Source organism: Nocardia arseniciresistens, from assembly GCF_046764875.1.
Taxonomy (GTDB): Bacteria; Actinomycetota; Actinomycetes; order Mycobacteriales; family Mycobacteriaceae; genus Nocardia; species Nocardia arseniciresistens.
In genome coordinates this window covers 127,748-151,918 of sequence record NZ_JBKORD010000017.1, presented here as the reverse complement: position 1 = coordinate 151,918, position 24,171 = coordinate 127,748, and the positions used below count along the sequence as shown (strand labels likewise).

The 24,171-nt window shown below is 65.8% G+C and carries 26 protein-coding genes and 1 pseudogene; 12 read left to right on the top strand and 15 right to left on the bottom strand.

All coding sequences use genetic code 11. The features are described 5' to 3' along the window. Positions 1-217: 217 nt before the first annotated feature. The gene (locus tag ACLMAJ_RS29045) at positions 218-685 is read right to left on the bottom strand and encodes a YybH family protein (RefSeq protein ID WP_412017036.1); all 468 of its coding nucleotides are present in this window, start codon (positions 683-685) and stop codon (positions 218-220) included. A 285-nt stretch (positions 686-970) separates the two neighbouring features. On the opposite strand from ACLMAJ_RS29045, the gene sigJ reads away from it, so the two are divergent. Continuing rightward, on the top strand, positions 971-1,861 hold the full coding sequence (sigJ, locus tag ACLMAJ_RS29040) for an RNA polymerase sigma factor SigJ (protein ID WP_412017035.1): 891 nt from the start codon (positions 971-973) through the stop codon (positions 1,859-1,861). 276 nt (positions 1,862-2,137) lie between these two features. Further along, positions 2,138-3,133: a CHAP domain-containing protein gene (locus tag ACLMAJ_RS29035; protein ID WP_412017034.1), complete on the top strand. Its 996-nt coding sequence runs from the start codon at positions 2,138-2,140 to the stop codon at positions 3,131-3,133. A 228-nt stretch (positions 3,134-3,361) separates the two neighbouring features. Here ACLMAJ_RS29035 and ACLMAJ_RS29030 read toward each other — a convergent pair whose 3' ends face one another. Together ACLMAJ_RS29030 and ACLMAJ_RS29025 are read right to left on the bottom strand one after the other, a co-directional pair. Continuing rightward, positions 3,362-3,604 carry a hypothetical protein gene (locus ACLMAJ_RS29030; RefSeq protein ID WP_412017033.1) on the bottom strand — a complete coding sequence of 81 codons (243 nt, stop codon included), beginning with the start codon at positions 3,602-3,604 and terminating at the stop codon, positions 3,362-3,364. Positions 3,605-4,178: 574 nt separating this feature from the next. Further along, a complete protein-coding gene (locus ACLMAJ_RS29025) occupies positions 4,179-4,598 on the bottom strand; it encodes an Hsp20/alpha crystallin family protein (RefSeq protein WP_412017032.1) in 420 nt (139 codons plus the stop codon). 147 nt (positions 4,599-4,745) lie between these two features. Between ACLMAJ_RS29025 and ACLMAJ_RS29020 the strand changes: the two genes are divergently transcribed. Then, positions 4,746-5,150, top strand: coding sequence for a MerR family transcriptional regulator (locus tag ACLMAJ_RS29020; RefSeq protein ID WP_412017031.1), 405 nt, complete (start codon positions 4,746-4,748; stop codon positions 5,148-5,150). Positions 5,151-5,338: 188 nt separating this feature from the next. Here the strand turns inward: ACLMAJ_RS29020 and ACLMAJ_RS29015 are convergent, their stop codons facing one another. Together ACLMAJ_RS29015 and ACLMAJ_RS29010 are read right to left on the bottom strand one after the other, a co-directional pair. Further along, positions 5,339-6,145, bottom strand: coding sequence for an SAM-dependent methyltransferase (locus ACLMAJ_RS29015; protein ID WP_412017030.1), 807 nt, complete (start codon positions 6,143-6,145; stop codon positions 5,339-5,341). A 191-nt stretch (positions 6,146-6,336) separates the two neighbouring features. Continuing rightward, on the bottom strand, positions 6,337-7,209 hold the full coding sequence (locus tag ACLMAJ_RS29010) for a transporter substrate-binding domain-containing protein (RefSeq protein WP_412017029.1): 873 nt from the start codon (positions 7,207-7,209) through the stop codon (positions 6,337-6,339). A 69-nt stretch (positions 7,210-7,278) separates the two neighbouring features. On the opposite strand from ACLMAJ_RS29010, the gene ACLMAJ_RS29005 reads away from it, so the two are divergent. Continuing rightward, positions 7,279-8,352, top strand: a complete 1,074-nt coding sequence (locus ACLMAJ_RS29005) for a GNAT family N-acetyltransferase (protein WP_412017028.1) — start codon at positions 7,279-7,281, stop codon at positions 8,350-8,352. Here ACLMAJ_RS29005 and ACLMAJ_RS29000 read toward each other — a convergent pair. Then, positions 8,256-8,975 (bottom strand): TetR/AcrR family transcriptional regulator, encoded by a 720-nt coding sequence (locus tag ACLMAJ_RS29000; protein WP_412017027.1) that lies wholly within the window; start codon positions 8,973-8,975, stop codon positions 8,256-8,258. The genes ACLMAJ_RS29005 and ACLMAJ_RS29000 overlap by 97 nt on opposite strands. 276 nt (positions 8,976-9,251) lie before the next feature. On the opposite strand from ACLMAJ_RS29000, the gene ACLMAJ_RS28995 reads away from it, so the two are divergent. After that, positions 9,252-9,554, top strand: coding sequence for a hypothetical protein (locus tag ACLMAJ_RS28995; RefSeq protein WP_412017026.1), 303 nt, complete (start codon positions 9,252-9,254; stop codon positions 9,552-9,554). A gap of 129 nt (positions 9,555-9,683) precedes the next feature. On the opposite strand, the gene ACLMAJ_RS28990 is transcribed toward ACLMAJ_RS28995, so the two are convergent. Continuing rightward, positions 9,684-10,586 (bottom strand): phosphotriesterase family protein, encoded by a 903-nt coding sequence (locus ACLMAJ_RS28990; RefSeq protein WP_412017025.1) that lies wholly within the window; start codon positions 10,584-10,586, stop codon positions 9,684-9,686. Then, a complete protein-coding gene (locus ACLMAJ_RS28985; RefSeq protein ID WP_412017024.1) occupies positions 10,583-11,008 on the bottom strand; it encodes a carboxymuconolactone decarboxylase family protein in 426 nt (141 codons plus the stop codon). Before ACLMAJ_RS28985 ends, ACLMAJ_RS28990 begins: the two co-directional genes overlap by 4 nt. Positions 11,009-11,091: 83 nt before the next feature. Here ACLMAJ_RS28985 and ACLMAJ_RS28980 point away from each other — a divergent pair, with 83 nt between their 5' ends. Next, positions 11,092-11,673, top strand: a complete 582-nt coding sequence (locus ACLMAJ_RS28980) for a CGNR zinc finger domain-containing protein (protein ID WP_412017023.1) — start codon at positions 11,092-11,094, stop codon at positions 11,671-11,673. A 529-nt stretch (positions 11,674-12,202) separates the two neighbouring features. Continuing rightward, on the top strand, positions 12,203-12,994 hold the full coding sequence (locus tag ACLMAJ_RS28975) for an SDR family oxidoreductase (protein WP_412017022.1): 792 nt from the start codon (positions 12,203-12,205) through the stop codon (positions 12,992-12,994). Positions 12,995-13,573: 579 nt separating this feature from the next. On the opposite strand, the gene ACLMAJ_RS28970 is transcribed toward ACLMAJ_RS28975, so the two are convergent. From ACLMAJ_RS28970 to ACLMAJ_RS28960, 3 genes are all read right to left on the bottom strand, one after another. Next, positions 13,574-15,295 (bottom strand): hypothetical protein, encoded by a 1,722-nt coding sequence (locus ACLMAJ_RS28970; protein WP_412017021.1) that lies wholly within the window; start codon positions 15,293-15,295, stop codon positions 13,574-13,576. 506 nt (positions 15,296-15,801) lie between these two features. After that, positions 15,802-16,725, bottom strand: coding sequence for an NADP-dependent oxidoreductase (locus ACLMAJ_RS28965; RefSeq protein WP_412017020.1), 924 nt, complete (start codon positions 16,723-16,725; stop codon positions 15,802-15,804). 108 nt (positions 16,726-16,833) lie between these two features. Continuing rightward, positions 16,834-17,229, bottom strand: a complete 396-nt coding sequence (locus ACLMAJ_RS28960; RefSeq protein WP_412017019.1) for a MerR family transcriptional regulator — start codon at positions 17,227-17,229, stop codon at positions 16,834-16,836. Between the two features lie 219 nt (positions 17,230-17,448). Here ACLMAJ_RS28960 and ACLMAJ_RS28955 point away from each other — a divergent pair, with 219 nt between their 5' ends. The 3 genes and pseudogenes from ACLMAJ_RS28955 to ACLMAJ_RS28945 all read left to right on the top strand — a co-directional run. Then, a complete protein-coding gene (locus ACLMAJ_RS28955) occupies positions 17,449-17,793 on the top strand; it encodes a hypothetical protein (RefSeq protein WP_412017018.1) in 345 nt (114 codons plus the stop codon). Positions 17,794-17,847: 54 nt separating this feature from the next. Continuing rightward, positions 17,848-18,012, top strand: a complete 165-nt coding sequence (locus ACLMAJ_RS28950) for a hypothetical protein (protein WP_412017017.1) — start codon at positions 17,848-17,850, stop codon at positions 18,010-18,012. Positions 18,013-18,281: 269 nt separating this feature from the next. Beyond that, positions 18,282-18,521, top strand: a pseudogene (locus ACLMAJ_RS28945) (Tn3 family transposase); the annotation flags it as partial. Positions 18,522-18,566: 45 nt separating this feature from the next. Here the strand turns inward: ACLMAJ_RS28945 and ACLMAJ_RS28940 are convergent. Continuing rightward, the gene (locus ACLMAJ_RS28940) at positions 18,567-19,547 is read right to left on the bottom strand and encodes an aldo/keto reductase (protein ID WP_412017016.1); all 981 of its coding nucleotides are present in this window, start codon (positions 19,545-19,547) and stop codon (positions 18,567-18,569) included. Between the two features lie 191 nt (positions 19,548-19,738). Between ACLMAJ_RS28940 and ACLMAJ_RS28935 the strand changes: the two genes are divergently transcribed. Then, on the top strand, positions 19,739-20,638 hold the full coding sequence (locus ACLMAJ_RS28935; protein WP_412017015.1) for a helix-turn-helix transcriptional regulator: 900 nt from the start codon (positions 19,739-19,741) through the stop codon (positions 20,636-20,638). 216 nt (positions 20,639-20,854) lie between these two features. Here the strand turns inward: ACLMAJ_RS28935 and ACLMAJ_RS28930 are convergent, their stop codons facing one another. Further along, positions 20,855-21,517: a TetR/AcrR family transcriptional regulator gene (locus ACLMAJ_RS28930; RefSeq protein ID WP_412017014.1), complete on the bottom strand. Its 663-nt coding sequence runs from the start codon at positions 21,515-21,517 to the stop codon at positions 20,855-20,857. Between the two features lie 41 nt (positions 21,518-21,558). Here ACLMAJ_RS28930 and ACLMAJ_RS28925 point away from each other — a divergent pair, with 41 nt between their 5' ends. Next, positions 21,559-22,791, top strand: a complete 1,233-nt coding sequence (locus ACLMAJ_RS28925; protein WP_412017013.1) for an FAD-dependent oxidoreductase — start codon at positions 21,559-21,561, stop codon at positions 22,789-22,791. Here the strand turns inward: ACLMAJ_RS28925 and ACLMAJ_RS28920 are convergent. Together ACLMAJ_RS28920 and ACLMAJ_RS28915 are read right to left on the bottom strand one after the other, a co-directional pair. Further along, positions 22,721-22,912 carry a FitA-like ribbon-helix-helix domain-containing protein gene (locus ACLMAJ_RS28920; RefSeq protein ID WP_412017012.1) on the bottom strand — a complete coding sequence of 64 codons (192 nt, stop codon included), beginning with the start codon at positions 22,910-22,912 and terminating at the stop codon, positions 22,721-22,723. The genes ACLMAJ_RS28925 and ACLMAJ_RS28920 overlap by 71 nt on opposite strands. Positions 22,913-22,916: 4 nt before the next feature. After that, positions 22,917-24,041: a site-specific integrase gene (locus ACLMAJ_RS28915; protein ID WP_412017094.1), complete on the bottom strand. Its 1,125-nt coding sequence runs from the start codon at positions 24,039-24,041 to the stop codon at positions 22,917-22,919. Positions 24,042-24,171: the final 130 nt, after the last annotated feature.

The window sequence follows — 24,171 nt, the reverse complement described above, 5'->3', positions numbered from 1 at the left end:
CGGGGTCTTGTGGCAAGGCCCCTGGTGCGATATATGTTGAAGGGGGAGGGGTGGGTTACGGCCTTGCCGTTGTGTCGTGCGCTGTGGTCGGACATCCTCGTCGTGACGCCGCACAGCCTCACCTAGTTGGATCGAGGACCGGTGCGGGCGGGCTCGAGCCCGCCGCATCGAAAGCCCGCCCGCACAGTGACGGTCCCGACAACACTCTTGCGACCCGTCAGGGCTCGAGGTCGACCACGCCTTTCCCGCTCGCGATGTCGAGCGGCACCGACACCTGATCGTGCGCGATCAACCAGGTGTCGTCGATCTTCCGCATGCCGTAGGTGACCCGGACCCACATACCGCTCGTGGCGGTCCCGTCCTTCAGTGTGCCGCTGAGACGAGCAAAGGCGTGCCCGAATGCCACATCGTCGCCTACGGTGAACGTCAGGTCGCGGACCTCATAGGTCACAGTCTCGAAGAACATGAAGACCTTGGCCCAGTTCTCGAGTTTCGCCGCTATCCCGACATGTTGGAGCGGCGGCTCGACATCGAAGGACACGACGTCGGTTGTGTACAGCTGTCTCAGTGCTTCGAGATCCTTGGCTCGCAGTCCTTCGACTGCCTTGTCGATTTGCTGGCGAATCTCGACTTCATCCACCTCGATACGGTCAGTGTGTGACTGAAAGTCGTTCGGCGTCATCATGATTGGTTCCTTCGGAGTCGATGTGCGGGAGTATCGGTGGCGGGCCGCCGTAGCGGTGGCAGGGCGGTGCTCTGCGACGCCGAGTCCGGAACCCTCTGGGCGTCCTGTGGTTGGGCCGGGTACTGCCGAGGATGATGCCGATTCCGATCATGCCCGGAACTCCTGGTTTGCTGAACGTGTCACGACCTTCCGACGACACAGCCGTCCGGAATGTCAGGCCACCTCACAAATCGGGTCGCTGATTCGTCGAGTCGATGAGGGACGCACAGACCGAAGGAGCCGACCATGACAGACCTGCATCCGCCCGGAGTGAACGGTGAACGCCGTCAGCTGATCAATCTCGCCTACCGGCTGCTCGGGTCCCTGGCCGAGGCCGAGGATGTGGTGCAGGAGACCTACGTGCGCTGGTATGCGATGCCCGAGCGGCAGCGGCAGGAGGTGGCCTCGCCCGGCGCGTGGTTGACGACGGTCGCTAGCCGGATCTGCCTCGATCTGCTCGGCTCGGCACGCGCCCGGCGGGAACGCTATGTGGGCGAATGGATTCCGGAGCCGGTACCCGGCCGGTCCGAATGGCTCGGTGGTCCCGATTCCGTCGATCCCGCCGACCGGGTCACCCTTGATGAGTCGATCAGCATGGCCTTCCTTGTCGTGCTGGATTCCATGACACCGGCCGAGCGGGTGGCGTTCGTTCTGCACGACGTGTTCCGCTATTCCTTCGCCGAGGTTGCCGACATCGTCGGTCGCACCCCTGCGGCCTGCCGTCAGCTCGCCTCCAGCGCCCGCCGCCGTATCGATACCTCGCGGCGCCCTTCGAGCGTCGAGCGCGCCGAGGTGGTCCGGGATTTCAAACGGGCTTGGGAGACAAAGGATATCGAGGCGCTGATCGGCCTGCTCGACCCGCACGTGATCGCGACGGCCGACGGGGGCGGTCTGGCACTGGCCTTCCTCGTTCCGATCAACGGCGGCGAGCAGGTCGCTGACGCCTGGATGGAAATCGCCACCTATGGTCCCGCGCCAACCCTGCTGGAGCATACGGTGAACGGCCAGCCCGGCTTGATAGCGCGGCTCGACGACACCGTCGTCTCGGTCTACGCCTTCGATATCGTAGACGGCCGGATTACTCGCATCTGGGTGATCCGGAACCCGGAGAAGCTGCGGCCATGGACGGCCGACTGAACTGACGCGGATGTTCAGCGATCAGTGATGCCGCGATGTGCGATCACTGGGACAGGCTGCAGCACTTCGAAATGCTGGTCGCGGGTGCAGACCCGTCCGTAGCCGATTCGCATGGCGCGGAGTGTATTGCGAACCCCCGACAGGTTGACATTGGTGCGTACACGGCAAGCATTACAGAGGCGACCTGCGAACCTCTTCGCCGCAGAGTGTCTCGTGAACGATCGTATCCGGACGCTCCGGCGCGGCCGTCGGGTTCGGTCCAGGAATCGCTATCGTGTGCAACTGCTGTTGGCCGAGACTGCCGCCACCGCATGCATACTCGTCGCACGGCTGTCCGGACGGCGGCTTCGACCCGAGAAGGAGATCATTGTTCGGGAGTGTGAGTCGGAAGGTGCCGACCTCGCGCATTCACTCTCCGAGACTTTGACGAATGCCAGCAGAGCCTTCGCCGACAACTGGCGGCGGCACAGTGGTACGACAGCCGAGGCCGCGGACGCCTTGCGAGACCGTGACGCCGAACTTGCAGCTCAGCCCGGGCAAGCGTTGTCTGTCGCGGGTGACCCCGGCCATGGACCGCGTCCGAACAGCGACCCGTCGGTGTCAGCGCACGGCGGCGATCAGATCCCGACGCCCGATGAGGTAGCTGCACATGTTGTCAGAACAGGGTGGGCCACCGACCCGATCACACTGCGCACCCACGCGACCGATACGGGAACGGTGATTCCGCCGAGAACCCTCTACGAGGCCACGGCCACGGCCCCCGATGATCCGTGGATCTTCAGCAGTCGAGCCGGTCTGACCGAACTGTTCAAAAGAAACATCGAAAGCGGTGTCCGGCTTGATCGGCTCGAGTCGATCGGATCGATCAACCCCCACTACAACTGTCACGGGTACACCTTCAGCCGCGACGGCGAAGCGGGGTGGCTGGGGGGGCTTTGGGTCGACAGAATCCTGTCGGACAACGGGTTCCGCAGGATATCCGATATCGGTGCGGCGGTTCCGGGTGATGTTGTCGTCTATCGGAACGCCGACTCAGTCCTCACACATTCCGGGGTGGTCGCAGACGTGAATTCTGGCGAAGTCTACGTGGATTCCAAACAGGGCCCGCTGTCGCTGGTACGGCACCGACTCCACGAGATCACCGACATGTACGGCTCGGATGTAGCGGTGTACCGCACCGACCGCCCGGACGGCAGGTTCCTCACACCGGTCGAGAATTCCGGAGAGCCAGCGCCGCCATGGCCGCCTGCGCCCTCGCCTCACGACTCGTAGCCGACGTGGTTACCGGCCGCTCACCGGCGAAGAACGCACCTTCGTCCTGTCCCGGCACTGGCACAAACTCGGTCTCGAACACGACCCCGACGATTTCACCGACACCTCAGGCCGTCGTCGAAATCGCGCACAGCACCCTCGTTATCGGCGCCACCGGACAGCGCGAAAACACCGCCACCTTCCGCTGCGAATCACAGGCATGTGTTCGCGGGGCAGCGCGAGAGGCGGTCAGCGGGTGCGGCTGTCGCGGTCGTCGTCGCCGTCGGCATCGCAGTCCAGAGGGGTGATCCAGGCTTGGTCGATACGGTCGGTGATCTCGGCGCTGTCGAACGCGGTGCGGATCCGTTCGGCGAGCGGATGCAAGCCAGTGGTGTCCAGGCCCAGATCGCGGTCGCTGTCGCGGGCCAGAGTGTTCTGCTCGGCGCGATCGACGTCGCTGCCGGCAGGGAAGATGTCCTTGATGTCGGTCACGGCGGTTCCTCCTTCGAGTCCACCATCGTGGGTCATCGTGTGGTCGATTCGGGTCAAGGGGCCGGGTGAGCCCGGAAGCCCGATGCTGACCGGGCCCACCCGTCGACAGAAAGACTGTGACCACGAACCTCGGCGAAGCTCCCACGGCCGACGGCGAACCGTCACCGGCCTATTCATGGCACCCACAGTGGCCGGGCCCGTGCCGGACATCCGGTCCGGACATACAGAGGCCGAAATTGAAGCCGCCGGGCCCGGTCCGCCGCCGCGGTTCGTCGCGAGAACACTTCTGCGCGAGAACGTTTCGCGTGGTATCTGGTTATCTTCGGCATCACCTCGCTCTCACTCGAGTATCGAATATCGCGGAGCGGCCCCGCGCCCGGACGGTGCCCGGGAGACCGGCCACCGCCGGTCCCGGGTCGGGCGCAGGGCCTTCTCGATCTCGGGGGACACTCCCCGTGATCGAGGGCGGGCGCCAGTAGCGCGATCTCGAGCCGCGAGACTCCTGGGCGGGCGCGGTCGTCGAACGACCGGTCGCGTGCACCATCACAGGTACCTCGCGTGGAGTGGCCCGGGGTCAGGCGTTGATGGCCTGGCGCTCGTCGTGTCGGGTGACCTCGATCTTGCGGGGCTTGGCAGTCTCCGCGACCGGAATCACCAGGCGCAGTACCCCGTTGTGGTAGTCCGCGCGGATGGCATCGGTGTCGAGATTCTCCCCCAGGAACAGCTGACGGCTGAACACCCCGCGGGTGCGTTCCGCCGCGATCATCGACCGCTGCGAATCCAGCTCCGGACGCTGTGCGCGCACCGTCACCACGTTGCGTTCGATGTCCAAGTCGAGGGACTGCGGGTCGATACCGGGCAGATCGAGTTCGATGAAGAACTCATCGCCCTCGCGCCACGCGTCCATCGGCATCGCCACCGGACGCGCCGGCGTGCCGAACACCTGCTGCGTCAAACGATCCAGATCCCGGAACGGATCGGTACGTATCAGCATGGTCGCCACCTCCTGCTCGCTCTATTCACGATCGAACGATAGCCAGATAATCTCTGCCATCTGGCTTAATTTTGTTTTAGCACTCTACAGAGGAGAGTGCAAGGTAAGTGCTGAGGTAATCTCTGGAAAGCGAGAGAGAGGAACAGAATGCTGTCCAAGCGCCACGACCACGAGCCGCCCGGTCACCGGCCCGGCCCCGCTCAGGCGGTGTACGGGATCTCGGTGGCCGCCGAGCTGGCCAGGATGGGAACACATTCGCTGCGCCTGTACGAACAGCACGGACTGCTCACACCCGCCCGCAGCGCAGGTGGCACCCGCCGCTACAGCGACGACGACCTGGCGCGGCTCGCACGCATCGCCGGTCTGGCCGGGCAGGGGATCAACCTGGCCGCGATGGCGCGCATCCTCGACCTCGAAGACGCCAACACCGAACTGCGGCACACCAACGCCGCGCTCACCACCGAACGCGACCAGTTGCGCCGCGGCCACCGCCACAGTTCCTCACAACCCCTGGCCACCAGGATGACGAAACGATCTTCTACCGGGTCCTGACCACCGACAGCTACCCCTTCACCCGCTGCGGTGACAGGGCTGGGCACAGCACTCCGGACCGACCTGCGGCCGTGTCAGAACAGGGTGTCGCGCATTCTCGGGGCCGGTACCCGGTCGGCCCGAGCTGCGCCAACAGATAGCCGTCTTGACTACGTTCTGTGCGGTGGCTCCCGGCTGGCAACGAGCCGCTAGGGCTTGTGGGCGAGCCCGGCGACGATCAGTTGTTCCCAAACGCTGAGTTCGCGGTCAGGGGTCCCGATGGTCGCCGGGTCCGGGCGCCATTGGGCTGCGGGGACGATGCCGGGAGCCAGGAGGTCGAGTTCGCCGAAGAGGTCGTGGATTTCCTCGTCGGTGCGCCAGCGGCCACGACCGAAGGTGGATTGAAGTTTCGCTTCGGCGGCGGCGGTCTCCGGATTGTGTCCCGAGCGGAAGTGGGAGATGAAAACGCGACTGCCGGAAGGGATTTGGTCATACCAGTAGCGGACAACCGCCGCCGGGTCCTCGTCGTCGTTGAGGTGATGCAGGATAGCGCTGAAGATGATGGCGACGGGTTTGTCGAAGTCGATCAACCTGGCGACCTCCGGATGGTTGCGCACGCCCTGGGCGTCGCGGACATCGGCCTGGATGACGGTGGTGTTGTCGTTGGTAGCCAGCAGTGCCCTGCCGTGCGCCAAGACCATCGGATCGTTGTCGACGTAGACGACCCGGGCGTCGGGTGCGTGTGATTCGGCTACCTGGTGGACGTTATCGGCGCTCGGCAGACCACTGCCGAGGTCGATGAACTGTTGTAGGCCGTCGTCGGCGACCGCGCGGACCGCACGCACAAGCGCTTGGCGGTTGGTGAATGCGATGGCCACCGAACCCGGCAGGTTGACCTTGAAATGGTCGCCGATCTCCCGATCGACGACGAAGTTGTCCTTACCGCCGAGCAGATAGTCATAAACCCGGGCGATGCTGGGCTTGGATTGATCGATCACGTTGGCATCGTCGGTCATCTCTGTACCCCTCGTCCCGGACCCATGTCGCTACCGATCCTAGGAGACCACTTCCGGTGCGGTCCGCGCTTCACCGAACACCGGCTCCGGCGACGACGTGCGCATCAGCAACGATTCACTTGCAGTGCAACGTTATTCGCGAGCACCCACATCATGGCCGTCGGCTTACGACCCGCCAGGCGACGGCGCGCTCAGTTGGCTCCCACAGCACGGCCGCCGCCGATCCACCCAGCGAACGCGCGGTCGACGCCGCCGGTGGCGAGTTGGGTTGCCAGCCATGCGTTCACCGCCGCGGCGAGCATAGGGTCGTTCTTCTTCAGCAGGAACACCTTCTGGAACGAATCGAACGGGCGCTCCGGGTGCAAGACCTGCAAACCGGGATGTTCACGGACGCGGTAGCGTCCCTCGACCGAGTCGGTGACGAAGACATCGGCCCGTCCCTGGTCGAGTTCGTCGAAGAGGGTGAGGTTGTCATTCCACAGGGTCAGCTGCGCGTCGGGGAAGTTCTTGCTCGCGAACGCCTCGTTGGTGCCACCGCGGTTCGCGATCACCCGCACACCGGGCTGGTTAATCTGCTCGATCGTGGCGTAGTCGGCCCCCCTGTCGCGGCGGGTGATCGGGGCTTTCCCGTCGGTTCCGTAGGAGATCGAGAAGTCCGAGAACCCGCGCCGCGCAGGCAGATCCGAGATTCCGCCGACCGCGACATCACAGTCCTTCGGCGCGAAGTCCGCCGCCAGCGACGCCCAGGTCACCGGCACGAACTCGATCGGACGCCGCAGGACATCCGCGAGACCGCGGATCAGCTCGATGTCGATCCCGAGGTATCCGCCCGCGCCGTCGCGCACCGAATACGGCGGATAGTCACCCGGCGTACACACCCGCAACTCTCCGGCCGCGACGGGCTGCTGCGCTGCGGCGGGGATTGTCACCACAGCAACGGCCGCCCAACCAGCGACGAGTGCGGTGATCGGTCGAAGGCGCGCAAGTGTGAATTGTCCGAGCATCTTCGGGACAATACCGGCCATGGGAGGCAGCGCGGTGAAACCCATCGCCACGACTGACATTCGCCTGTCGCCGGACTTCTATACGGGGTCGCCCTTGGTCTACCGTGCCTCGGCGGTTTGGTCGGATCGTTGTGCACGACACCACTGGTCACGGTGTTCGGTGAACGGACGGTGCTGCTGGGCTTCGGATCTCTGCGCACTTGTTGGATTGGGTTGCTGCTGACCGCAGGTCCGGACACTGTTGGGCTGGTCATGATCGTGACCGCGGAAACGCTGCTGCTGGTCTGCGCGGGTGTGTTCAATCCGGTGTTCACCACCTATCGGATGAACCGCATCGCCGATGACCACATGGCGCGCGTCGGCGCCGCGTGGTCGATCAGCGCGAAGAGTTTCCAACCCGCGTTCATCGCCTTGGGGGGATTCATCGCCGCCGCGACGAGTATTCGCGTCGCCATCGGATGCGCCGCGGTCGCACTGCTGGCCAGCTCGCTGCTGCTGCCATGGCGAAAGGTTCATGTATGGGAGTGTCGTGGCTGGTTGAGGGCATCCCGGGATAGGCCGCGTGAGGGTGACGCTCGTTGTAGGTTGGGAGGTGGCGACGGCTGTGCGGTAGACGGTCTCGAGATCGAGTGGCGTTGGCGCGCAACAGGAGTGGTGATGGGTAGAGAATCCGGGGTGGGTGTTGTGGTGGACTTGGTCGAGCCGGGGGTGCGGACACTGCGGGCGCTGGCGGATGGTGATGTCGTCGCCGCGACGCAAGAGTCCGGGCTTCCGATTTCGGCGTATCTCACGACCGCGGAGCACAGGCCCACCTGGGCGTTACGGTACGAGCAGGTGCTCGCGGATTCTGCGGTGGCGGCGTGGACGACACACGTTGTCTACGACCCGCTGCGGGGAGTCTGTGTGGGTTGCGCCGGGTATCACGGGCCTCCGGATCGGCGTGGGATGGTCGAAGTCGGATATGCCATCGATCCGCGGTTTCGGCGGCGCGGGTATGCGCGGGCCGCGCTGGTGGCGTTGCTGGAGCGGGCCGCGGGTGAACCAGGCGTGCGTGTGGTTCGCGCGTCGGTCGGTCCTGAAAATCAACCGTCGCTGGCGTTGATCGGTCAGTACGGCTTTGTCCGGGTCGGTATCCAACTCGATCGGGTCGATGGTGCGGAGGTCGTTTTCGAAGTCGGTGCTGGGATGGGGCGGGCTCGGTAGGCCGGTCGGCTGAGGTCGGCGGCCCAGGTGGGGATTCGGGTCGGCCAGGTGCGCAGGGCGAGGTTCGCGATGTGGCGGAGGTCTTCGAGTTCGCAGCCGTTGGCGGCTTGGGTGGCGATGCCGTCGGTGATGGCCGCCATGAAGTAGGCCAAGGCTTTCGGGTCGGCGTCGACGGGGAGGTCGCCCTCGGCTCTCGCGCGTTCGAGACGGTGGGTCAGGGCGTCGGTGTGCGCTTTGCGGCGCGCGATGACCTCGCGTCGGATCGAGTCGGTGTCCGGGCCGCAGGCGTGCACGTTGCTCACGAGCAGGCAACCGCGGGGTGTGTTCAGGCCCGCGGTCAGCTCGATCGCTCCGTTTACCAGCGCTTCGGCGACCTCGAGCACGGATGGGCGATCCAATGCGTGCGCGGCGTAGGCGCCGGGGCCATCGAGGTAGCGGTCGAGGACCTTACCGAAGAGGTCTTCCTTGTTGCCGAAGGCCGCATAGAGGCTGGGGCGGTTGATGCCCATCGCCTCGGTCAGGTCCGAGAGGGCCGTGCCTTCATATCCTTGGCGCCAGAACACTTCCAGCGCCCTATCGAGGGCAGCATCAGGGTCGAATTGTCGGGGACGTCCGCCCGTCATTTCATTACCTCCAGATTTCTATACCCCTCGGTACAGTTCCCTTCCGGCCGGACGCCCAAACCTCTTCGGCATTCGACCCGGTAATCAGGGCGAACCTGGTGAGCCTACGGGTGGCGATCGCAGATCGTTCCGGCGCGCCGACCGCCCACGCGGTCTGCGTGGGATCTGTTGTGCGGCACTGCACCGATCACCCACTGCCGCAAGATATCCCACGGATCTGTCGGTGGTCACAGGTAATATGAGGATACTGCTCGAGCGGGGGAGGTTTCGACGTTCATGATGATGGCTGTAATTTTTGTGCTTGCGGGTGCGGTGTTGGTGGGGTTCTACCCGATCGCCGGTGCTGTGGCCTTCTTCGTCGCGGCGGTGTTGATCGGGATCAGTGGCGTTCGTTTCCTGCGTCAGCGCCGACGCGCCGCATCCTGGACCGCTGCGGGCCGCGCTCGGGCCGCACGGTACGGCGGTGGTGCGGCGCTCGGTAGCTACATCAGTGGTGGTTGCGGTGGCGGCGGAGACGGGGGTTGCGGTGGCGGAAGTGGTTGCGGCGGTGGTGGTGGAGGCTGCGGAGGGGGCGAGTGAGATGCCATGTCCGGATAACCTTCGCGCACAGAGCATCCGCTGAAAGGCCCTACCGGGCTCAGTAGGCGCTCTCCCCAGCCCGACGCGGCGGCCGTGAACAGAGATATGGGGTCAGATGCTGCGAACCGGTCATTTGGTCCATTCCACGGCGAAGGCATGGGATGGGTTGGTGGTGAAAATCGCTGTGGCGGTTTCGGATCCGAGTTCGCGTTCGATGCGGGGGCGCAGGGTGTGCAGTAGGAATGACATGCCCGGCCCGTCGCCGGTGGAGCGGGCGGGGGCGGTCACGGTGTCGCCCCCGAGCAGGATCCGATCGCTGTGACCGTTGTCGACCAGAGCCGTGATGATGTCCATGAGGCGCCAGTCGGCGGCGTGGTGTGCCCTGGACGGGCCTTCGAATCCGATAAAGGCTCCGGCGGCGGCGACCTGCCGGTGAATTGCGCTGTCCGGGAACCGATGCATGTGGCCGAGGATGATCCGGTCCGGCGGCACGCCATGGGTTCCGGCGAGCTTGTCGAGTACCGCCAGGCCAGCGGTGCCGCCTTCGAGGTGGACGCCGATCGGCGCTCCGGTGGCGTGGTGGGCCTCGGCCGCAGCGGCCAGCGTATGCCGGGTGTGCTCGTCGAGATGGTGAAATGCGCCCGCCACCTTGATGAGTCCGGCACGCACCGGGCCCGCGGTGAGCTGGTGCACGAACAAGGCGGCCAGATCGTCGTAGACACCGGCCAATTCGGTGGCGTCGTAGTGCTTGGCTTGGTGCAGCCCGGTGGCGGCGACGATGTGCACACCGGCTCGCCGGGACAGCTCGGGCAACTGGTCGAGCCGTTGCCCCATGCCCCACGGCGTCCATTGCACCACCGCGCCGCCGCCCAGCGCCGCGAACGAATCCAGATCGGTCAGCGCGGCATGCGCGTCGTCGAGCTCTTGTCCGGGGAGCTGCGGCGACCGCATGAACAAATGATCATGGGCATTACAGATACCCAGGCTGCCAGGTTCGATGTCGCCGCGCACGGTGCGGATCAGGCCGGTCATGGAGTCGCTTCCGCGGTCTCGGCGAGCGCGGCGGCGGCCACCCGCAGTCCGGCCAGCGCCTTGGGCACCCCGATGTAGGGCGCCAGATGCGCGAAGACCTCGAGGATCTCCTCGCGCGTGAGACCAACCCGCAGAGAGGTTTTCACGTGACCGGTCAGTTGCGGATCGACGCCGCCGAACGCGGTGAGCGCGGCCAGATTCAGCAACTGGCGATCCCGCAGCGACAGCTGCCCCCGCAGGTAGGTCCCGCCGAACAGGGCGGTGACCACCCAGTCGGCGAAGCCGGGAACCAGCTGCTCCAGGCCGGGCAATGCAGCCCGCTGGGTGGCCTGTTCCTGCAGCAGATCCAGCATCCTGTAACCCTCCTCGCGGTCGAAGCGGGCCGGGGTCAACTGTTCGGACAGTGGCGTGGTGTTCGTCATGGTCGGATACCTCGAAGCTCATGTAACGGATTAGGCGTTACCAACCTAGCATCCGTAACGGATTAAGCGTTACGCTTGCGGCCATGACGACGGAGGACAAGTACGCGTTCCGCTTCGATTGCGGTGCGACCTGGTTGAATCTGCTCGCCACCAAGGGCCGCAGTTTCAGTGCACACCCGGTGGAGCGGCTCGATACGCTTGCACGGTTGGCCGAGTGGCTCGATCGCAGCGAGCTCCGACCCGAGCATCCACCCACCGCCGACCATCTCACCCAGACGATTCACCTGCGGGAAACCTTGCGCCCATTGGCGTTAGCCACCGTCGACGGTGTGGCGCCGCCCGCCGCCGCGGTCGCGGAGTTGACCGCGTTCCTCGCCGAACACGACGAGCCGGTGCGTCTCACCGTCACCGACCGGCTGCATCGCGAACCTCCGGCGACCGCACGTGACGCGCTCGCCCGCATCGCCTTTCAGGCAGTCGATCACCTGACCGGCCCTGAACGCGCCGCCCTGCAAGTCTGCCCGGAACACGATTGCCGGGGCGTATTCACCGCCCCCACCGGTCGGCGCCGCTGGTGCCCCGCGCCCTCGTGCGCAAGCCGCGGACGAGTCCGGGCGATGCGCGCCCGTCGCGCTGGCACGGCAATAGAACCACCGATTGGATGAGAAGTCCCGGACACCAGCTCAACGCACGGAACTCGGCATTATCGGATGTCGCCGGTGTCGGGTCTTCATCACCGCACATAGCTGCCGCGTTGGACCTGCTACGACGCTTCCAGGACCACTCTGGCGAGTTCCCGTGGGAGTGGACGCCGCAGCATCTCGAGGAGTGGTCGACCGACCTTCGTGTGGTGTGGGGTCGTGTTGTCGACCGTGCGGTCCTACCAACTGGCGATTCGCTCGTTCCTCGCCTACGTCTGCGATCCGCTCTACGGATGGGATGCCAAGTGCGAGAACAGATTTGGGACCCATCCGGTTCAGATCAGCAACGCGCCTCGCTCCTCGCGACCGACTGGAACAGCTACGCCGCCCTCCGAGCAATTCGGCCGTCCATCCGAGGTGCATGAACTGACGCAGTGGATCTCGCTCCGACCGCCGCGCGACAGCGGCATACGCATAAGGTGTTGATGCGTCCTGGCCACCGGGCGCGGCAGTGCTGTCGCGGGTGCCCGGACGCCTGGCATGAGAGGATGCGATGTCGTCGCACACAGGGTTCGCTGGGCGAACATACGTCGTCACCGGTTCGGCATCAGGCATCGGCGCAGCGACCACCGCTCTGCTTCGAGAACGCGACGCCACGGTCATAGGATGCGACCTCTGTGACGCCGAGATAGAAGCCGATCTGTCCACGCCCGACGGCCGGCAGTCGATGATCGACCAGGTGAACGAGTACGGGCCGATCGACGCGGTACTCGCCATCGCCGGCGGGGGGAAAACCGGTCTGCTGGAAACGAACTATTTCGGTGCAGTTGCCACGTTGCAGGGTCTTCGGCCACTGCTTGCGCGCAGCCCCGCGCCCCGCGCCGTGGCCGTATCGTCGACCTCATCTCTGGCGCCGGCGAACGAGCGCGTCGTGCAGGCATGTCTCGACGGCGACGAGCCTGCCGCTGTTGCTTTGCTCGAGGCTGATCCCGCCATGGGCGGCACGGCCGGTGCCTACGGGGCTGCGAAACGTGGGTTGAATCGCTGGGTGCGCAGGGTCGCCCCGACCTCCGAATGGGCTGGCACCGGCATTGCCCTCAACGTGGTGGCCTCGGGTGTCGTCGACACGCCCGCGGCTTCCTGGATCTTCGCCGACGAGGCCGTGCGAAATGCCGTTGAGACCGCTGCGCCGCAACCGTTCGGTGGGTTTCCGGGGCGGCCGGAATGGGTCGCCGAGCTCATCTGCTGGTTGTCCAGCGCAGACAACCGCTTCGTAACGGGTCAGGTCATATTCGCCGACGGAGGTGCGGAAGTGGCGGCGGTCGGCGACCGCCAGTGGCAATGATGGGTAAGTCAGCAGAGTTCTCGACAGATCGGCGCTGATTCAACGCCATCCTGGCGAGACCCACACCACGAGATCGGGTTCATCAATGCCGGTTCAGGGAGCAGGCAGCCGGTCACAGATGGCCTCTCCCGGAGGGAATACGAGCACGCCGAATATGGGAATGTCACCGGTCGTAAATCATCAGCGCCGGATTCCGCGCGAACGTTCATTCCGGTGCCGAAGCACCAGGTCACTACCGCTCCCTCGAATCAGGTTCGACGGTGAGGGGCGCGGTCGCGGGCGTCGTAGTCCTGTCGGGCTCGATCGACCTTGTCCAGGTTGACCGACCATTCGGCGAGTTTCGCAAAGTGGTGCCAGGCCGCGTCCCAGTGCGCTGATCCGCTCGAACTCGTTGAGCGTCTACAGGATCGGTGTGGTCCAGCGGCTGAAGACGAGATCGACAACCGGAGCGATTGGGCAAGCCAGTTCCGGAGGGACCTGCGATGCGGTCTCGGTCACCTGAAACCCGCTTACCTCTGGGTACCTACTAGGTCTTGGGTGCGGGGGCTGCGGTCCGGTTTTGCGGGAACCCGTGCCGGGCTAGATCGGTAGTGCGCCGCGGCGTGGCCGGTGTCGTAGGTGTGCTGGTACGGCCAGCACTCCGGTGCCCTGGACGCAAGTGTGCGAGCCGAGAGCTTCGAGGTTGACCGACAACCGCCGCGATGCTCCTCGGGCGCCGAAGGCCAGGTCTTGGATTGTGCTCGCCGAGTCGAGTTCGTCTTCGTCGTCCGGCAGGTAGCGTTCGTGGTCGCGCTCTCGCAGCATGGCCACATATGCCTCGACGCGATCGTTGTCTGCCGGTGCGGTATGTGTCCCGTATGGGTTGCCGTTGGTTTCCAGCCATTCGTACAGTCGGTCGAGCGGTGCGGTCGGGTCGATCTCGTCGGATCGGTGGATCCGTACATCGCCGGATGATACGCAGTGCATGCGGATGTCGCCGTCCTGTGCGAGACACCATTGGCTCCAGCATTCTCCCGGCGCGTAGCTGTCGGGTAGTTGTTCGAACCACTGTGCTGTTCCGAATCGAAGGCTCAATTGCTCCATGCGCAGGTACATTTCGAGTCGCTGCTGCTCGAGGGGTGTGTCCAGTGCGGCGGGCAGTGCCTTGGTCTTGTGGAACACCAGTGTCCAGCCGTCGAGTGCCGGGGTGACGAACACCTGGTGGTAGAAATCTCGGAGGTAGGCATCCCTGGTGGCTTCGGCGTTCCACTCGGCGAAGCCGTGCACGCCTGCCCAGGTCTCGAGGTACATGGTCATGGGGTGTGACCGCTGCCATGGCGTGAATCGCAAGGGGGCGAATCCCATTCGCAGTGTCACGGAAATCGGGTCGCGCAGGTCGAGGGCGTCCAGGACGGCGTTCTGATCGGTGGTCGGCAGCGCGTACCACGATCCGGAAAAGCATGCGAAGTCCAGCGGTTCGGGTGTTTCGGCGTGCTGTTTGCTTCGGATCAGCCGCTCCAGCGTCATCAGGTCGCGGGGAGGCAGCAGGTGCCATCCGAATTCGGCCAGCATGGCCAGTGCTCCGCCCCGCACCTTCCGGTGTGCTCGTGGTATCGACCGCAACGTGTCGACCACGCCGAGCCCGAACACCATCAGTGACTCCATTGCCTGCTGGCGGACCTCGTCGAGCGAACTCCCCAGCAGTGTCACGACAATGGGAAAATGCCGGCACTCGTGTATGGCGACCTCGTCATAGGACTCCGGGCAGAATGTGCACTGGACGAGCGTCGCACACGAGTGGTCGGGCAGGAACTCGGGTACACGAGTGTCGGCCGGGAGCCCGAGCACGACCCAGAGCCGCTTGCGCAAACCATCTTCCGGCGCTCCCGCGAGGGCGAGGACAAGGGTGTCGAATGTTGTCCGAGCACGCAGCATCTCGATACAGTCCGGCCAGGCATAGTCGAAATGCTCATCCGCCAGCAGTTGCATCACGACCTCTATGAACCGGCCCCGCACTGTGTGCGACCGCCATGTTCGGCGGCGGACCTCCGGATCGGTGTCGGTCAGCACTCTCCGGAACTGTTCCGCCTCGAAACGCGTGATCACGAGTGCGAGGAGGTCGTCTCGATTCGGTTCGTCGACAACTCGATCCAGGGCATCCCAAATCTGTTGTCGCACGTTCAGATCTTCGGCACCGGCCTGTTCCCGCACTTCGTCGAGCAACGCTGCCACCTCGCCCTGGTCCAGGCGCCACCACCCATCGGGGCTCATGGAGTGTCCGGCGAGTAATGCCTGCAACCTGTCCAGGCCTGTCGTCTCCACTGCCGCAACCTAGCAATAGAGACTGGGCCGAAGGTGCCCAAGGCTGGCTGTACCGGATATCGGATCGGCCCTCGGGGTGCGGTGCTGATCGTCGCTGCCGGGTCCCGCGCTGGGCATCCCGGCCTACTTGATTAGCAGCCAAGCCAAGCACCAACCAACCAACCAACCCGACCCGCAGCCGGAACCGCCGAATTACCGGCTACCGGTGGGTATCCCGAACTTCGTTGGATTCTCGGCGATTACTACCAGGACCCGCATTCCGTGGCGAGCGTGGCCACGAGCGCGGAGGGCGGGCCTTTCAGCATGCCGACGCCGACGAGCGACCGGGCCGCCCATCTCCTGGGATGGATGATCCTCACCACGCCCGACCTGCCATGAATGTAGGCGCCCGTGCGGCTGCGCCAGCCCTCCACACGGCTCGGTGAGGGTCCGAGACCCAGTTGGGCGGCACGGCTATTACCCGATCCGCGGTCGCCCGCTCTTGGCGTCGGTCGGCCGGGCACTTCTCATGCCACCTTGATGACGACCTTGCCCACGGTGTGACCGTTCTCGACGGTGGCGAGGGCGGCGGGGGCGTCGGAGAGCGGGTGGACCGCGGTGATCACGGGTGCGAGGACTCCGTCGAGGGCCAGCCGGGCGGCCCGCTCCAGGTTCTCGCGGTCGAGGCGGCGCTCGACGAAACGCCCACCGAGGTCGGGCACGGACGAATCACCGACGGCAATGATGTTGCGGGGATCCCGGGCCAGCGGAGCGACCGTCCGTAGCGAGGTGCCTCCGACCAGGTCGACGATCCCGTCGAAGCCGTCCGGAACGAGCTCGCGTGCCGCGGCGACGACGTCTCCGGCGGCGTAGTCGATGAACCGCACCCCGATGGCCTCGGCGTGCTCTCGCTTGGCGGTACTCCCGGTGCCGATTACCCGCAGCTCGCGCCCGATGGCCAGTCGGGCGACGGCGAGACCGACTCCGCCCCCGACCCCGTTGACCAGGACCGTGGCACCGGCCGGGAGGCCGAGCTGGTCGAGCGCATCCACCGCGGTCGTCCCTGCCACTGGCAGTGTTGCCGCCACGGTCGCGGACAGGCCCGCCGGGATGCGCGCGGTGTTCGGTGCGGACAGCACCGTCGTCTCGGCGTAGGTGCCGCCACCGGTGAAGGCGAAGCCGAAGACCGCGTCACCCACCTCGAGCCCGTCGACGTCCTCGCCCAGGGCGAGAACGGTTCCGGCTGCCTCCATGCCCAGCACGCGGGGAAATGGACGCCCGCCGTCGAGCCCGGGGACCAGACCCGAGCGCAGCAGGTGGTCGAGGGGATTCACGCCGGCGACCTCAACCCGGATCAGCACCTCGCCGCGCCCAGGGACCGGATCGAGACGATCGAAGAACTCCTGCACCTCGGGCCCGCCATACCTGCCGAAACCCCACGCCTGCACCATCTTCTGCCGCCTCTCGAATGACCGACCCCGGTGGTTCCGGGGCTCTGTAGCCATCCTCACCCCTCACATCGATGTAAGGGGCAACCGACTGAGGTGCAGGTCACAGCATCAGGCCGACCGCGCCACCGGTTCGGGGGCCGTGGACACCTCCGCCCGGTGCCGGACGTTGGCCCTGATCAGCACGTCGAGCGCATCTCGGGTCTCGATCAGGTGCGCGATGTCGGCGTCGATCCGCTCGCGCTCGCGCATCATCGTCGCGAACGCCAGCTCAACGACGCCCGGGTCACTCGGGATCTCCACGCACGGCAGCACAGTGGCGATCACCCGGCTGGACATGCCCGCGTCGAACAGCTGTCGGATGAGCGACACGCGCTGGACCTCGGCATCGGAATAGTGACGCTGCCCGGCGTCGGAGCGTGAGCTGGTCAGCAGGCCCTGCTCTTCGTAGTACCGCAGTGAGCGTGGACTTACGCCCGTGCGCTTGGACAGCTCGCCGATCCGCATCTCTGAAAGCCTACGCCCGCGCGCGCCAGGTTCAGGTCGCCAGCAGACGCCGGTGACCCGGCTGCACCTGGAACCGCGCGTGCTGTTCGCTGCACGCACCTGACCTGCGCCGGTTACTCCGTTTCCGCCGGTGGTGCGGGTTCGGATCCGCTGTACGCGACAGGGGTCCAGGCGTTGCCTGTCCTACGCGGCAGTGTTCTGCCGACAGGAAGTACCGGTGTGCATGGTGGCGGTGGCACCGGCAATGACCGAGTCGAGCCGGTCTCGGGTGTGCGTGAGGTCCGCGATGTTCTGGTTGATGCGATCGCGCTGCATAGCCAGACCGTCGAGGAGCTCGGGTGTGGCCTTGCCGTCGACGACGCACGGTATGAGCTCGGCGATCGTCTTACTGGACAGACCGGCGGCGTACAGACCACCGACGAGGACCCGGCCCGTGTCGCTCTCGTCCAGCACGTCACCCTTGCCTTCCTGCGCCACGTCACCGGGATCGACCACACCGACTGGGAGAGGGCACAGTCCGTCCTTGCCGATGCCCACCCCCTGGGACGGCTGGAATCCAAGTGACCCCCCGGCGTTCGAAGGGGCGTCGCGCCATCTCAGATCTCTCACAAACGAAAGGTGATCGACGAGGACGACGTGTTCCTGGCCCGCGCACTCCGCGACAAGGGCACCCCGATACCCGACATCGTAAGGAAGCCGACCATCAAAACCGGCAAGAACACCGGCCAGCACCCCTCAGTCGCCTCGCTCTACCGCGCCCTCGCCGACAAGGGGTTCGGGTAGTAATCGCGCGAAAAACAACGACAATGGCTTGACCAGTGGTTTCGTGCCGTAGTGGCTCGGGCTGCGGATGTGTTGGGTTGGTGCTTGGCTTGGCTGCCGATGGGGTCGATCGGTGTGCTGGAGGTTAGTTTTCGTGGCAACGCGGGTGTTCGCGGATGAGGAGTTGGCGCGTCTTCGGGAGTTTCCGGATATCAGCCGTGAGGAGTTGTTCCGGTTCTTCACTGAAGGCGAAGCTGACCGAGATGTTGCCGTTCGCGCCGATCGTGTCGTGCCTTACTTTGGCCACGAACGCCGTGATCGCCTGGACCACAGAGTATTACGGGCTTGCCGTGGAACAGATGCGCCGCGCCGGGCGCCGCATCGATGACGACGTGCTGGCCCATATCAGCCCGGCGAACAGCGCCAACATCAATTTCTTCGGCGCGATCGAGGTCGACATCGACGCCGAGCTCGCCGCGTTGGGACCGACCGGGTACCGGCCGCTGCGGGTGCGCGACACCTTGTTCTGACCACCCGCCCCGGAGATCATCCATGGTGGTGAGGTTGTGGACCTGTCAGCGGTCGATGCTGGCCATGTTCGCGTCGTCGTGGCGTGCTCCGACCGCGGATGTGAGCCGGTCAAGGCGCGCGAGTTGGTCGGTGGTGAGTTCGACGGTGTCGGCGGCGGTGTTCTCCTCGACGCGCGCGACGCGGCGGGTGCCGGGGATGGGTGCGATGTCGCTGCCCTGGGCCAGCAGCCAGGCGATCGCGACCTGTGCGGGGGTGGCGCCGGCCTCGTCGGCGACTGTGCGGACCTCCTCGACCAGGCGCAGGTTCTGAGTGAAGGCTTCCCCGACGAACCGCGGGTTGGTCTTGCGCCAATCGTCGTCGGGGATGTCGGCGGGCGAGCGGAGCTGCCCGGTGAGGAAGCCGTGCCCGAGCGGGGAATAGGGCACGAACCCGATACCGAGGCCGCGCAGCAGCGGCAGCAGTTCTTCCTCCGGGTCGCGGGTCCACAGCGAGTACTCGGTCTGCAACGCCGCCACCGGGTGCACCGTGTGGGCGCGGCGGATCGTCTCCGGCGAGGCTTCCGAGAGCCCGATGTGCACGACCTTGCCCTCGGCGACCAGCTCGGCCAGCGCGCCGACGGTTTCCTCGACGGGAATGTTCGGGTCGACGCGATGCTGGTAGTAGAGGTCGATCCGGTCGGTGCCCAGCCGTTTCAGGGAGCCTTCGACCGCGGCTTTCACGTTCGCGGCGCTGCTGTCGACGGTGCCGGGCCCGCCGCCGGAATGGGAGACCAGCCCGAACTTGGTGGCGAGGACGACTTCGTCGCGTCGCCCGGCGATGGCGCGGCCGACGATCTCCTCGCTGTGGAAGGGACCGTAGATCTCGGCGGTGTCGATGTGGGTGACACCCAGGTCGAGGGCACGGTGGATGGTGCGGATCGACTCGTCGTCGTCCAGGGCTCCGCCGGAGGTGTAGGTGCCGGCCATGGTCATGGCGCCCAAGCCGATCCGGGACACCTCCAGAGTGCCGAGAAGTGCGGGTTTCATCGAATATCTCCTTCGTCGGTTCGTCGGTGCTGATCACAGGTATGGCCGCGACCGCCGCCGAAGGCGGCATCACCGTCGCGCCGTTTCCCTGACCTCAGACAACACCGTGTCTCCGGAGCGAGACAGGCTCTGGTGAGAGGGGTACTCACGGTGTCCCTCTACCCGCCCCACCAGTAGCTACGCTCGAAACCATGGACGACAAGGAGGCAGCGCGCGCAGCGGTCCGCGAGTTTCTGCGCAGCCGCCGTGACCGGGTCTCACCCGCCGAGGCGGGCCTGCCCCCGGCCGGGACCCGGCGCCGCGTGAAGGGCCTGCGACGCGAAGAGGTCGCCCTGCTGGCCGGGATCAGCCCCGAGTACTACATCCGCCTCGAACGAGGCCGGGCCACCGGCCCCTCACCGGGTGTCGTGGAATCCATCGCCACGGTGCTGCGCCTGGACGACGACGAACGCGCCCACCTCGACCGACTGCTCACCGCACTGACTCCCGAAGCCCGCAAGCACCGCAAACCCGCGAGCACCGCCACGATCAGCCCCGGAATCCGGGTACTGCTCGACTCGATCGACCACCTGCCCGCGATCGTGTTCAACCCCCGCCTGGACCTGCTCGCCGCCAACGACCTCGGACGCGCCCTCTACGCGCCGATGCTCGACACCGACGGCCCGGTGAACGCGGCGCGTTTCCTGTTCCTCGACCAGCCCGCGGCCCGCAACTTGTTCCCCGAATGGGAACGCGTCGCCGCGGACACGGTGTCGATCCTGCGCATCGAAGCCGGCCGCCACCCCGACGACCCGGAACTGATAGCCCTCATCGGCTGGCTGTCCACCCACAGCCCCGCATTCCGCACCCGCTGGGCGTCCCACGACGTCAAGACACACCGCGCGGGGACCAAGGTCTTCCGGCATCCCCTGATCGGAACGCTCACCCTGCCCTTCGAGAACCTCACCATCGACACCACCACAGACCAGGTCATGACCGTGTTCACCCCACAGCCGGCCTCACCCGAACACGACGCGATCCGCCTGCTCGCCAGCTGGAACGCCCATACCCCGTCCCCCGCACACACCGAGAGGTTCCCGGACGGGTCCTGACAGCAAGCCCCGTGTGGGTCGAAAACGAACGTCTCTATCCCAGATCCGGCCCGCGACTTCGTGTTCGCGAATCCGCAGGTCGCCGCAACCGCGCCTGGCCGCTATGACGTGAGATGGGCTCGACTGACGAGCGATGACTGATGTTCGAAGACTGGTGACGTAGCGGTATTGCACCCGTGCGGTATTCGCCGCCCGACGGGCATCGGGTCGTGCATATCAGGTCGGAGGCTCGGCGGGCGGGCCCACGTCGGGCATGTCGGAGGCCGGTCCGAGCCCGAGACTCACTGCCAGGGCGGCAATCTGGTCGGCGAACCGCTCGAGGAACTCAGGCGAACGCGGATCGACACCGCAGACGCCCTCCACGATCTGGGGCAGCGTGGTCGGTGCCATCGCCATGGCCATCAGCATGATCACCAGGCATGCGGGGTCGAGTTCGGCCGACAGGTGACCGGACTCCTGAAGTGCCTTCAGTTTGTCGATGGTCTCGGCGAACAGGCTGGTGCCGGTGGGGGATTCGGGCGCGGTGTATTCGAGTCCGTTCCAGGCCAGCAGGCGAACCCCATCCGGATTGTGCAACGCCTCCAGCGCGTAGCGGCGCAGCTGCTCGGGCAACGGCGCATCCGGCGGTACCAGCTCACCCTGGCGTTGCGCCCACTGCTGTGAGACGGCCTGGTATAGGCCCTCTTTGCCATCGAAGTAGTACGAGATCAACTGCACGTTCACCCCGGCGCGGGCGGCGATCGCGCTGATGCGGGCGCCGGCGTATCCGTGCGTACCGAACTCGACCCTCGCGGCATCGGCGATCAGTGCGCGGGTGTGATCAGGGTCGCGCTGCCGCTCCTGCGGCAACGGTGACCTGCGAGCTTTCGATCCTGCCATGCAGTCGATCATATAACCATTGAGCAATAGTATATGGATGCATGACAGTATCAAATGAACGTTTGACACCTGGTGCTGATGAGTACACCATGGAGACGGGTACCGGCGAGCGCCCGGTACCGGATCAGGAGATCGAAATGTCCGATGGCACAAGAATTCTCATCGCAGGGGGCGGCGTCGGCGGACTGACTCTCGCCCAGGCTCTGCATCACGCCGGGCTCGACGTCACCGTCTTCGAGCAGGACCCCACACCCCGCACACGCAATCAGGGCTACCGCATCCACATCGACCCGGACGGCAACGCGGCGCTGGGGGAATGCGTCACGCCGGAGGTGCTCGACGTGCTGCGCCGCACCAGCGGCCGCAACGGCGACCTGGTGACCACCTTCACCACCGGCCTGCAGCGAGTGTTCGCCCAGGACTTTCCCGGCATCCCCAACTCGCAGCTCACCGCGGTCGACCGCAACACCTTCCGTCAGGGGCTGCTCACCGGACTCGACGAGGTCGTCCGCTTCGGGCGCACGGTATCCGACTATCGGATCACCGATTCGGGCCGGGTCCGCGTCGAGTTCGCCGAGGGCGGCAGCGACGAGGGTGACCTGCTGGTCGGCGCGGACGGCGTCGGATCGGCCGTCCGTCGTCAACTGTTGCCCGATGCCGTGGTCGACGACTTCGGCCTGCGGTGTATCTACGGCCGGCTGCCCCTGACGGGGACCCTGTCGCCCGAGGAATTCGAGCGCGGCCTGTGCTGGGTGTCCGGCGGCAGCACCTGCGGCGCGGGGTTCGGCACCGTCCGCTTCCGCACCCGCACCGCGGAGCGGACCGACTATCTGATGGTTACCCTGATCGCCACCCCGCAACGACTCGGCGTCGCCGACGACACGCTGTTTCACATGTCGCCGGAGCAGTTGTGGAAACTGTCCGCGGACATCGTCGCGGACTGGCATCCCGCGATCCGCGATATCTATGCCCGCTCCGACATCGGCACGTTCTTCCCGATCACTTTCCGGATCAGCGACCCGGTTCCAGCATGGGAGCCGGGTCCGATCACCCTGCTCGGTGACTCGATCCACGCCATGCCGCCCACCGCCGGCGCGGGCGCGAATACCGCATTGGCCGATGCCGCCACCCTCGCCCGCGAAATCCTTTCCGCCACACGAGGTGACAAGTCGCTTGCTGACGCTGTAGCCGCCTATCAAGCAGTCATGCTGCCCCGCGGTTTCGACGCCGTCGACAAGTCCCGGCAGATGGCGGCCCAGATGTTCGCCGACTAGCCACAACCCAGGCGATCCCGGCAGTGGCCTCGGCCGCGATGCTGTTGCCGTGTTGGATCGCGCGGGCGTGCAGATCGCGGTAGACCTCGTCGGGAAAGTCGGGAATCGTCAATTCGGCCATGTGGTCACCTGCCTGGGCTGATGTGGTCTGATCTCACTCTATGGCGCGCTGATCGGCGGCTCGGGTGGCGAGGTAGTCGGTCCAGTCTCGTCGGGTTCGTTGCGCCCATCGTGTGGCGGTGTTGATGTCGATGCCCTGCAGATCGGCAGCGATCGGTCCGGGGATCTCGCGGGCCCAGGCGGCCCGGGCGGAGTTGCGTGAGCTCAACGTGCCGATTCCGTGGGCGCGGAGTTTGCGAGCGAGAACGAGGCGCAGAGGGGCCGCTGTTGCTCGTCCCTTCCGCGGACCGGGCGATGACGCCCGCAGCGCGAACACGGTGCGCATGAACCCAAAGCGCTTGCAGCCGACCGGGATTAAATAGCGGCCGGACCTCACTGACCCAGTGGTCGAGCACTTCGACGATCCAATCCATCTCCGGGACAGTCAACACCGTCCGTCGCTTGGGCGGACTGCCGTTCGAGGACTTGCCCCACCGCACGAACCACGCGCCATATTGGCCGTACTGCGGCATCTTCGGCGCGTGCCGACGGTCGGCCAGGTCCAGGCGTTGAGCTTCGCGACGGCGAAAGCCGTAGGCGTAGACGGCCTTCAGCAACGCCGCATCGCGCAACGCGGGAAGTGCGCCCTTGCGGCCGTGGAGCCGGGCGTGCACGACCCGCCCATCGGCGGCATCGAACAGCGCCTGGACCTCGTCATAGCTCAACGGCCGTCGTCCCGGCTGTCCCTCGAAATCCGTGACATGGGCGACCGAGTTGCCCTCGTGGAACACCTGCTGCGGCACCGATCCGAACCGTTCCCGGCAGACCGTCGGCCACTGGTACCGGGGATCGCTCACGTACTGCATGAACAACGTGATCGACACCTCGTAGCCGCGCGCGGACGAGACGGTGATCGGGCGCGCGCCGTCCCGCTCGGCCCGAAGGTGAGTGATGAAATCCTCCCCGTCGGCCGGTTCCCATTGCCACGGATACAAATTCGTGAACTCACCGAACCGGCGCATGAGCGCGATCCGGGGCCGGATCGTGGCGTCCTTCAGGAACCGCGTCCGCTGCTGGCGCTCCCAACCGGCCAGCATCGCATCGAACACCGCACGTTCAGGGTCCAGGTGTACGACACCATCGGCAAGCACAAGGTGCGCCGCACCGGGCAGATCAGCCCTTTCCATGGTGTTGCATTAAACACAACATTGTTGCGTCTTGTTCAAGGAACGTGGGAATCGCGCAGGTAGAGCATGATTTTCGTGCCGACGCGCTATGGTG

Coding starts and splice junctions, on each gene's coding strand:
- ACLMAJ_RS29045 (WP_412017036.1), bottom strand. CDS start 685: ATGATGACGCCGAACGACTTTCAGTCACACACTGACCGTATCGAGGTG.
- sigJ (WP_412017035.1), top strand. CDS start 971: ATGACAGACCTGCATCCGCCCGGAGTGAACGGTGAACGCCGTCAGCTG.
- ACLMAJ_RS29025 (WP_412017032.1), bottom strand. CDS start 4,598: ATGCTGATACGTACCGATCCGTTCCGGGATCTGGATCGTTTGACGCAG.
- ACLMAJ_RS29020 (WP_412017031.1), top strand. CDS start 4,746: ATGCTGTCCAAGCGCCACGACCACGAGCCGCCCGGTCACCGGCCCGGC.
- ACLMAJ_RS29015 (WP_412017030.1), bottom strand. CDS start 6,145: ATGACCGACGATGCCAACGTGATCGATCAATCCAAGCCCAGCATCGCC.
- ACLMAJ_RS29010 (WP_412017029.1), bottom strand. CDS start 7,209: ATGTCAGTCGTGGCGATGGGTTTCACCGCGCTGCCTCCCATGGCCGGT.
- ACLMAJ_RS29000 (WP_412017027.1), bottom strand. CDS start 8,975: ATGACGGGCGGACGTCCCCGACAATTCGACCCTGATGCTGCCCTCGAT.
- ACLMAJ_RS28995 (WP_412017026.1), top strand. CDS start 9,252: ATGATGATGGCTGTAATTTTTGTGCTTGCGGGTGCGGTGTTGGTGGGG.
- ACLMAJ_RS28990 (WP_412017025.1), bottom strand. CDS start 10,586: ATGACCGGCCTGATCCGCACCGTGCGCGGCGACATCGAACCTGGCAGC.
- ACLMAJ_RS28985 (WP_412017024.1), bottom strand. CDS start 11,008: ATGACGAACACCACGCCACTGTCCGAACAGTTGACCCCGGCCCGCTTC.
- ACLMAJ_RS28980 (WP_412017023.1), top strand. CDS start 11,092: ATGACGACGGAGGACAAGTACGCGTTCCGCTTCGATTGCGGTGCGACC.
- ACLMAJ_RS28975 (WP_412017022.1), top strand. CDS start 12,203: ATGTCGTCGCACACAGGGTTCGCTGGGCGAACATACGTCGTCACCGGT.
- ACLMAJ_RS28965 (WP_412017020.1), bottom strand. CDS start 16,725: ATGGTGCAGGCGTGGGGTTTCGGCAGGTATGGCGGGCCCGAGGTGCAG.
- ACLMAJ_RS28960 (WP_412017019.1), bottom strand. CDS start 17,229: ATGCGGATCGGCGAGCTGTCCAAGCGCACGGGCGTAAGTCCACGCTCA.
- ACLMAJ_RS28940 (WP_412017016.1), bottom strand. CDS start 19,547: ATGAAACCCGCACTTCTCGGCACTCTGGAGGTGTCCCGGATCGGCTTG.
- ACLMAJ_RS28935 (WP_412017015.1), top strand. CDS start 19,739: ATGGACGACAAGGAGGCAGCGCGCGCAGCGGTCCGCGAGTTTCTGCGC.
- ACLMAJ_RS28930 (WP_412017014.1), bottom strand. CDS start 21,517: ATGGCAGGATCGAAAGCTCGCAGGTCACCGTTGCCGCAGGAGCGGCAG.
- ACLMAJ_RS28925 (WP_412017013.1), top strand. CDS start 21,559: ATGACAGTATCAAATGAACGTTTGACACCTGGTGCTGATGAGTACACC.
- ACLMAJ_RS28920 (WP_412017012.1), bottom strand. CDS start 22,912: ATGGCCGAATTGACGATTCCCGACTTTCCCGACGAGGTCTACCGCGAT.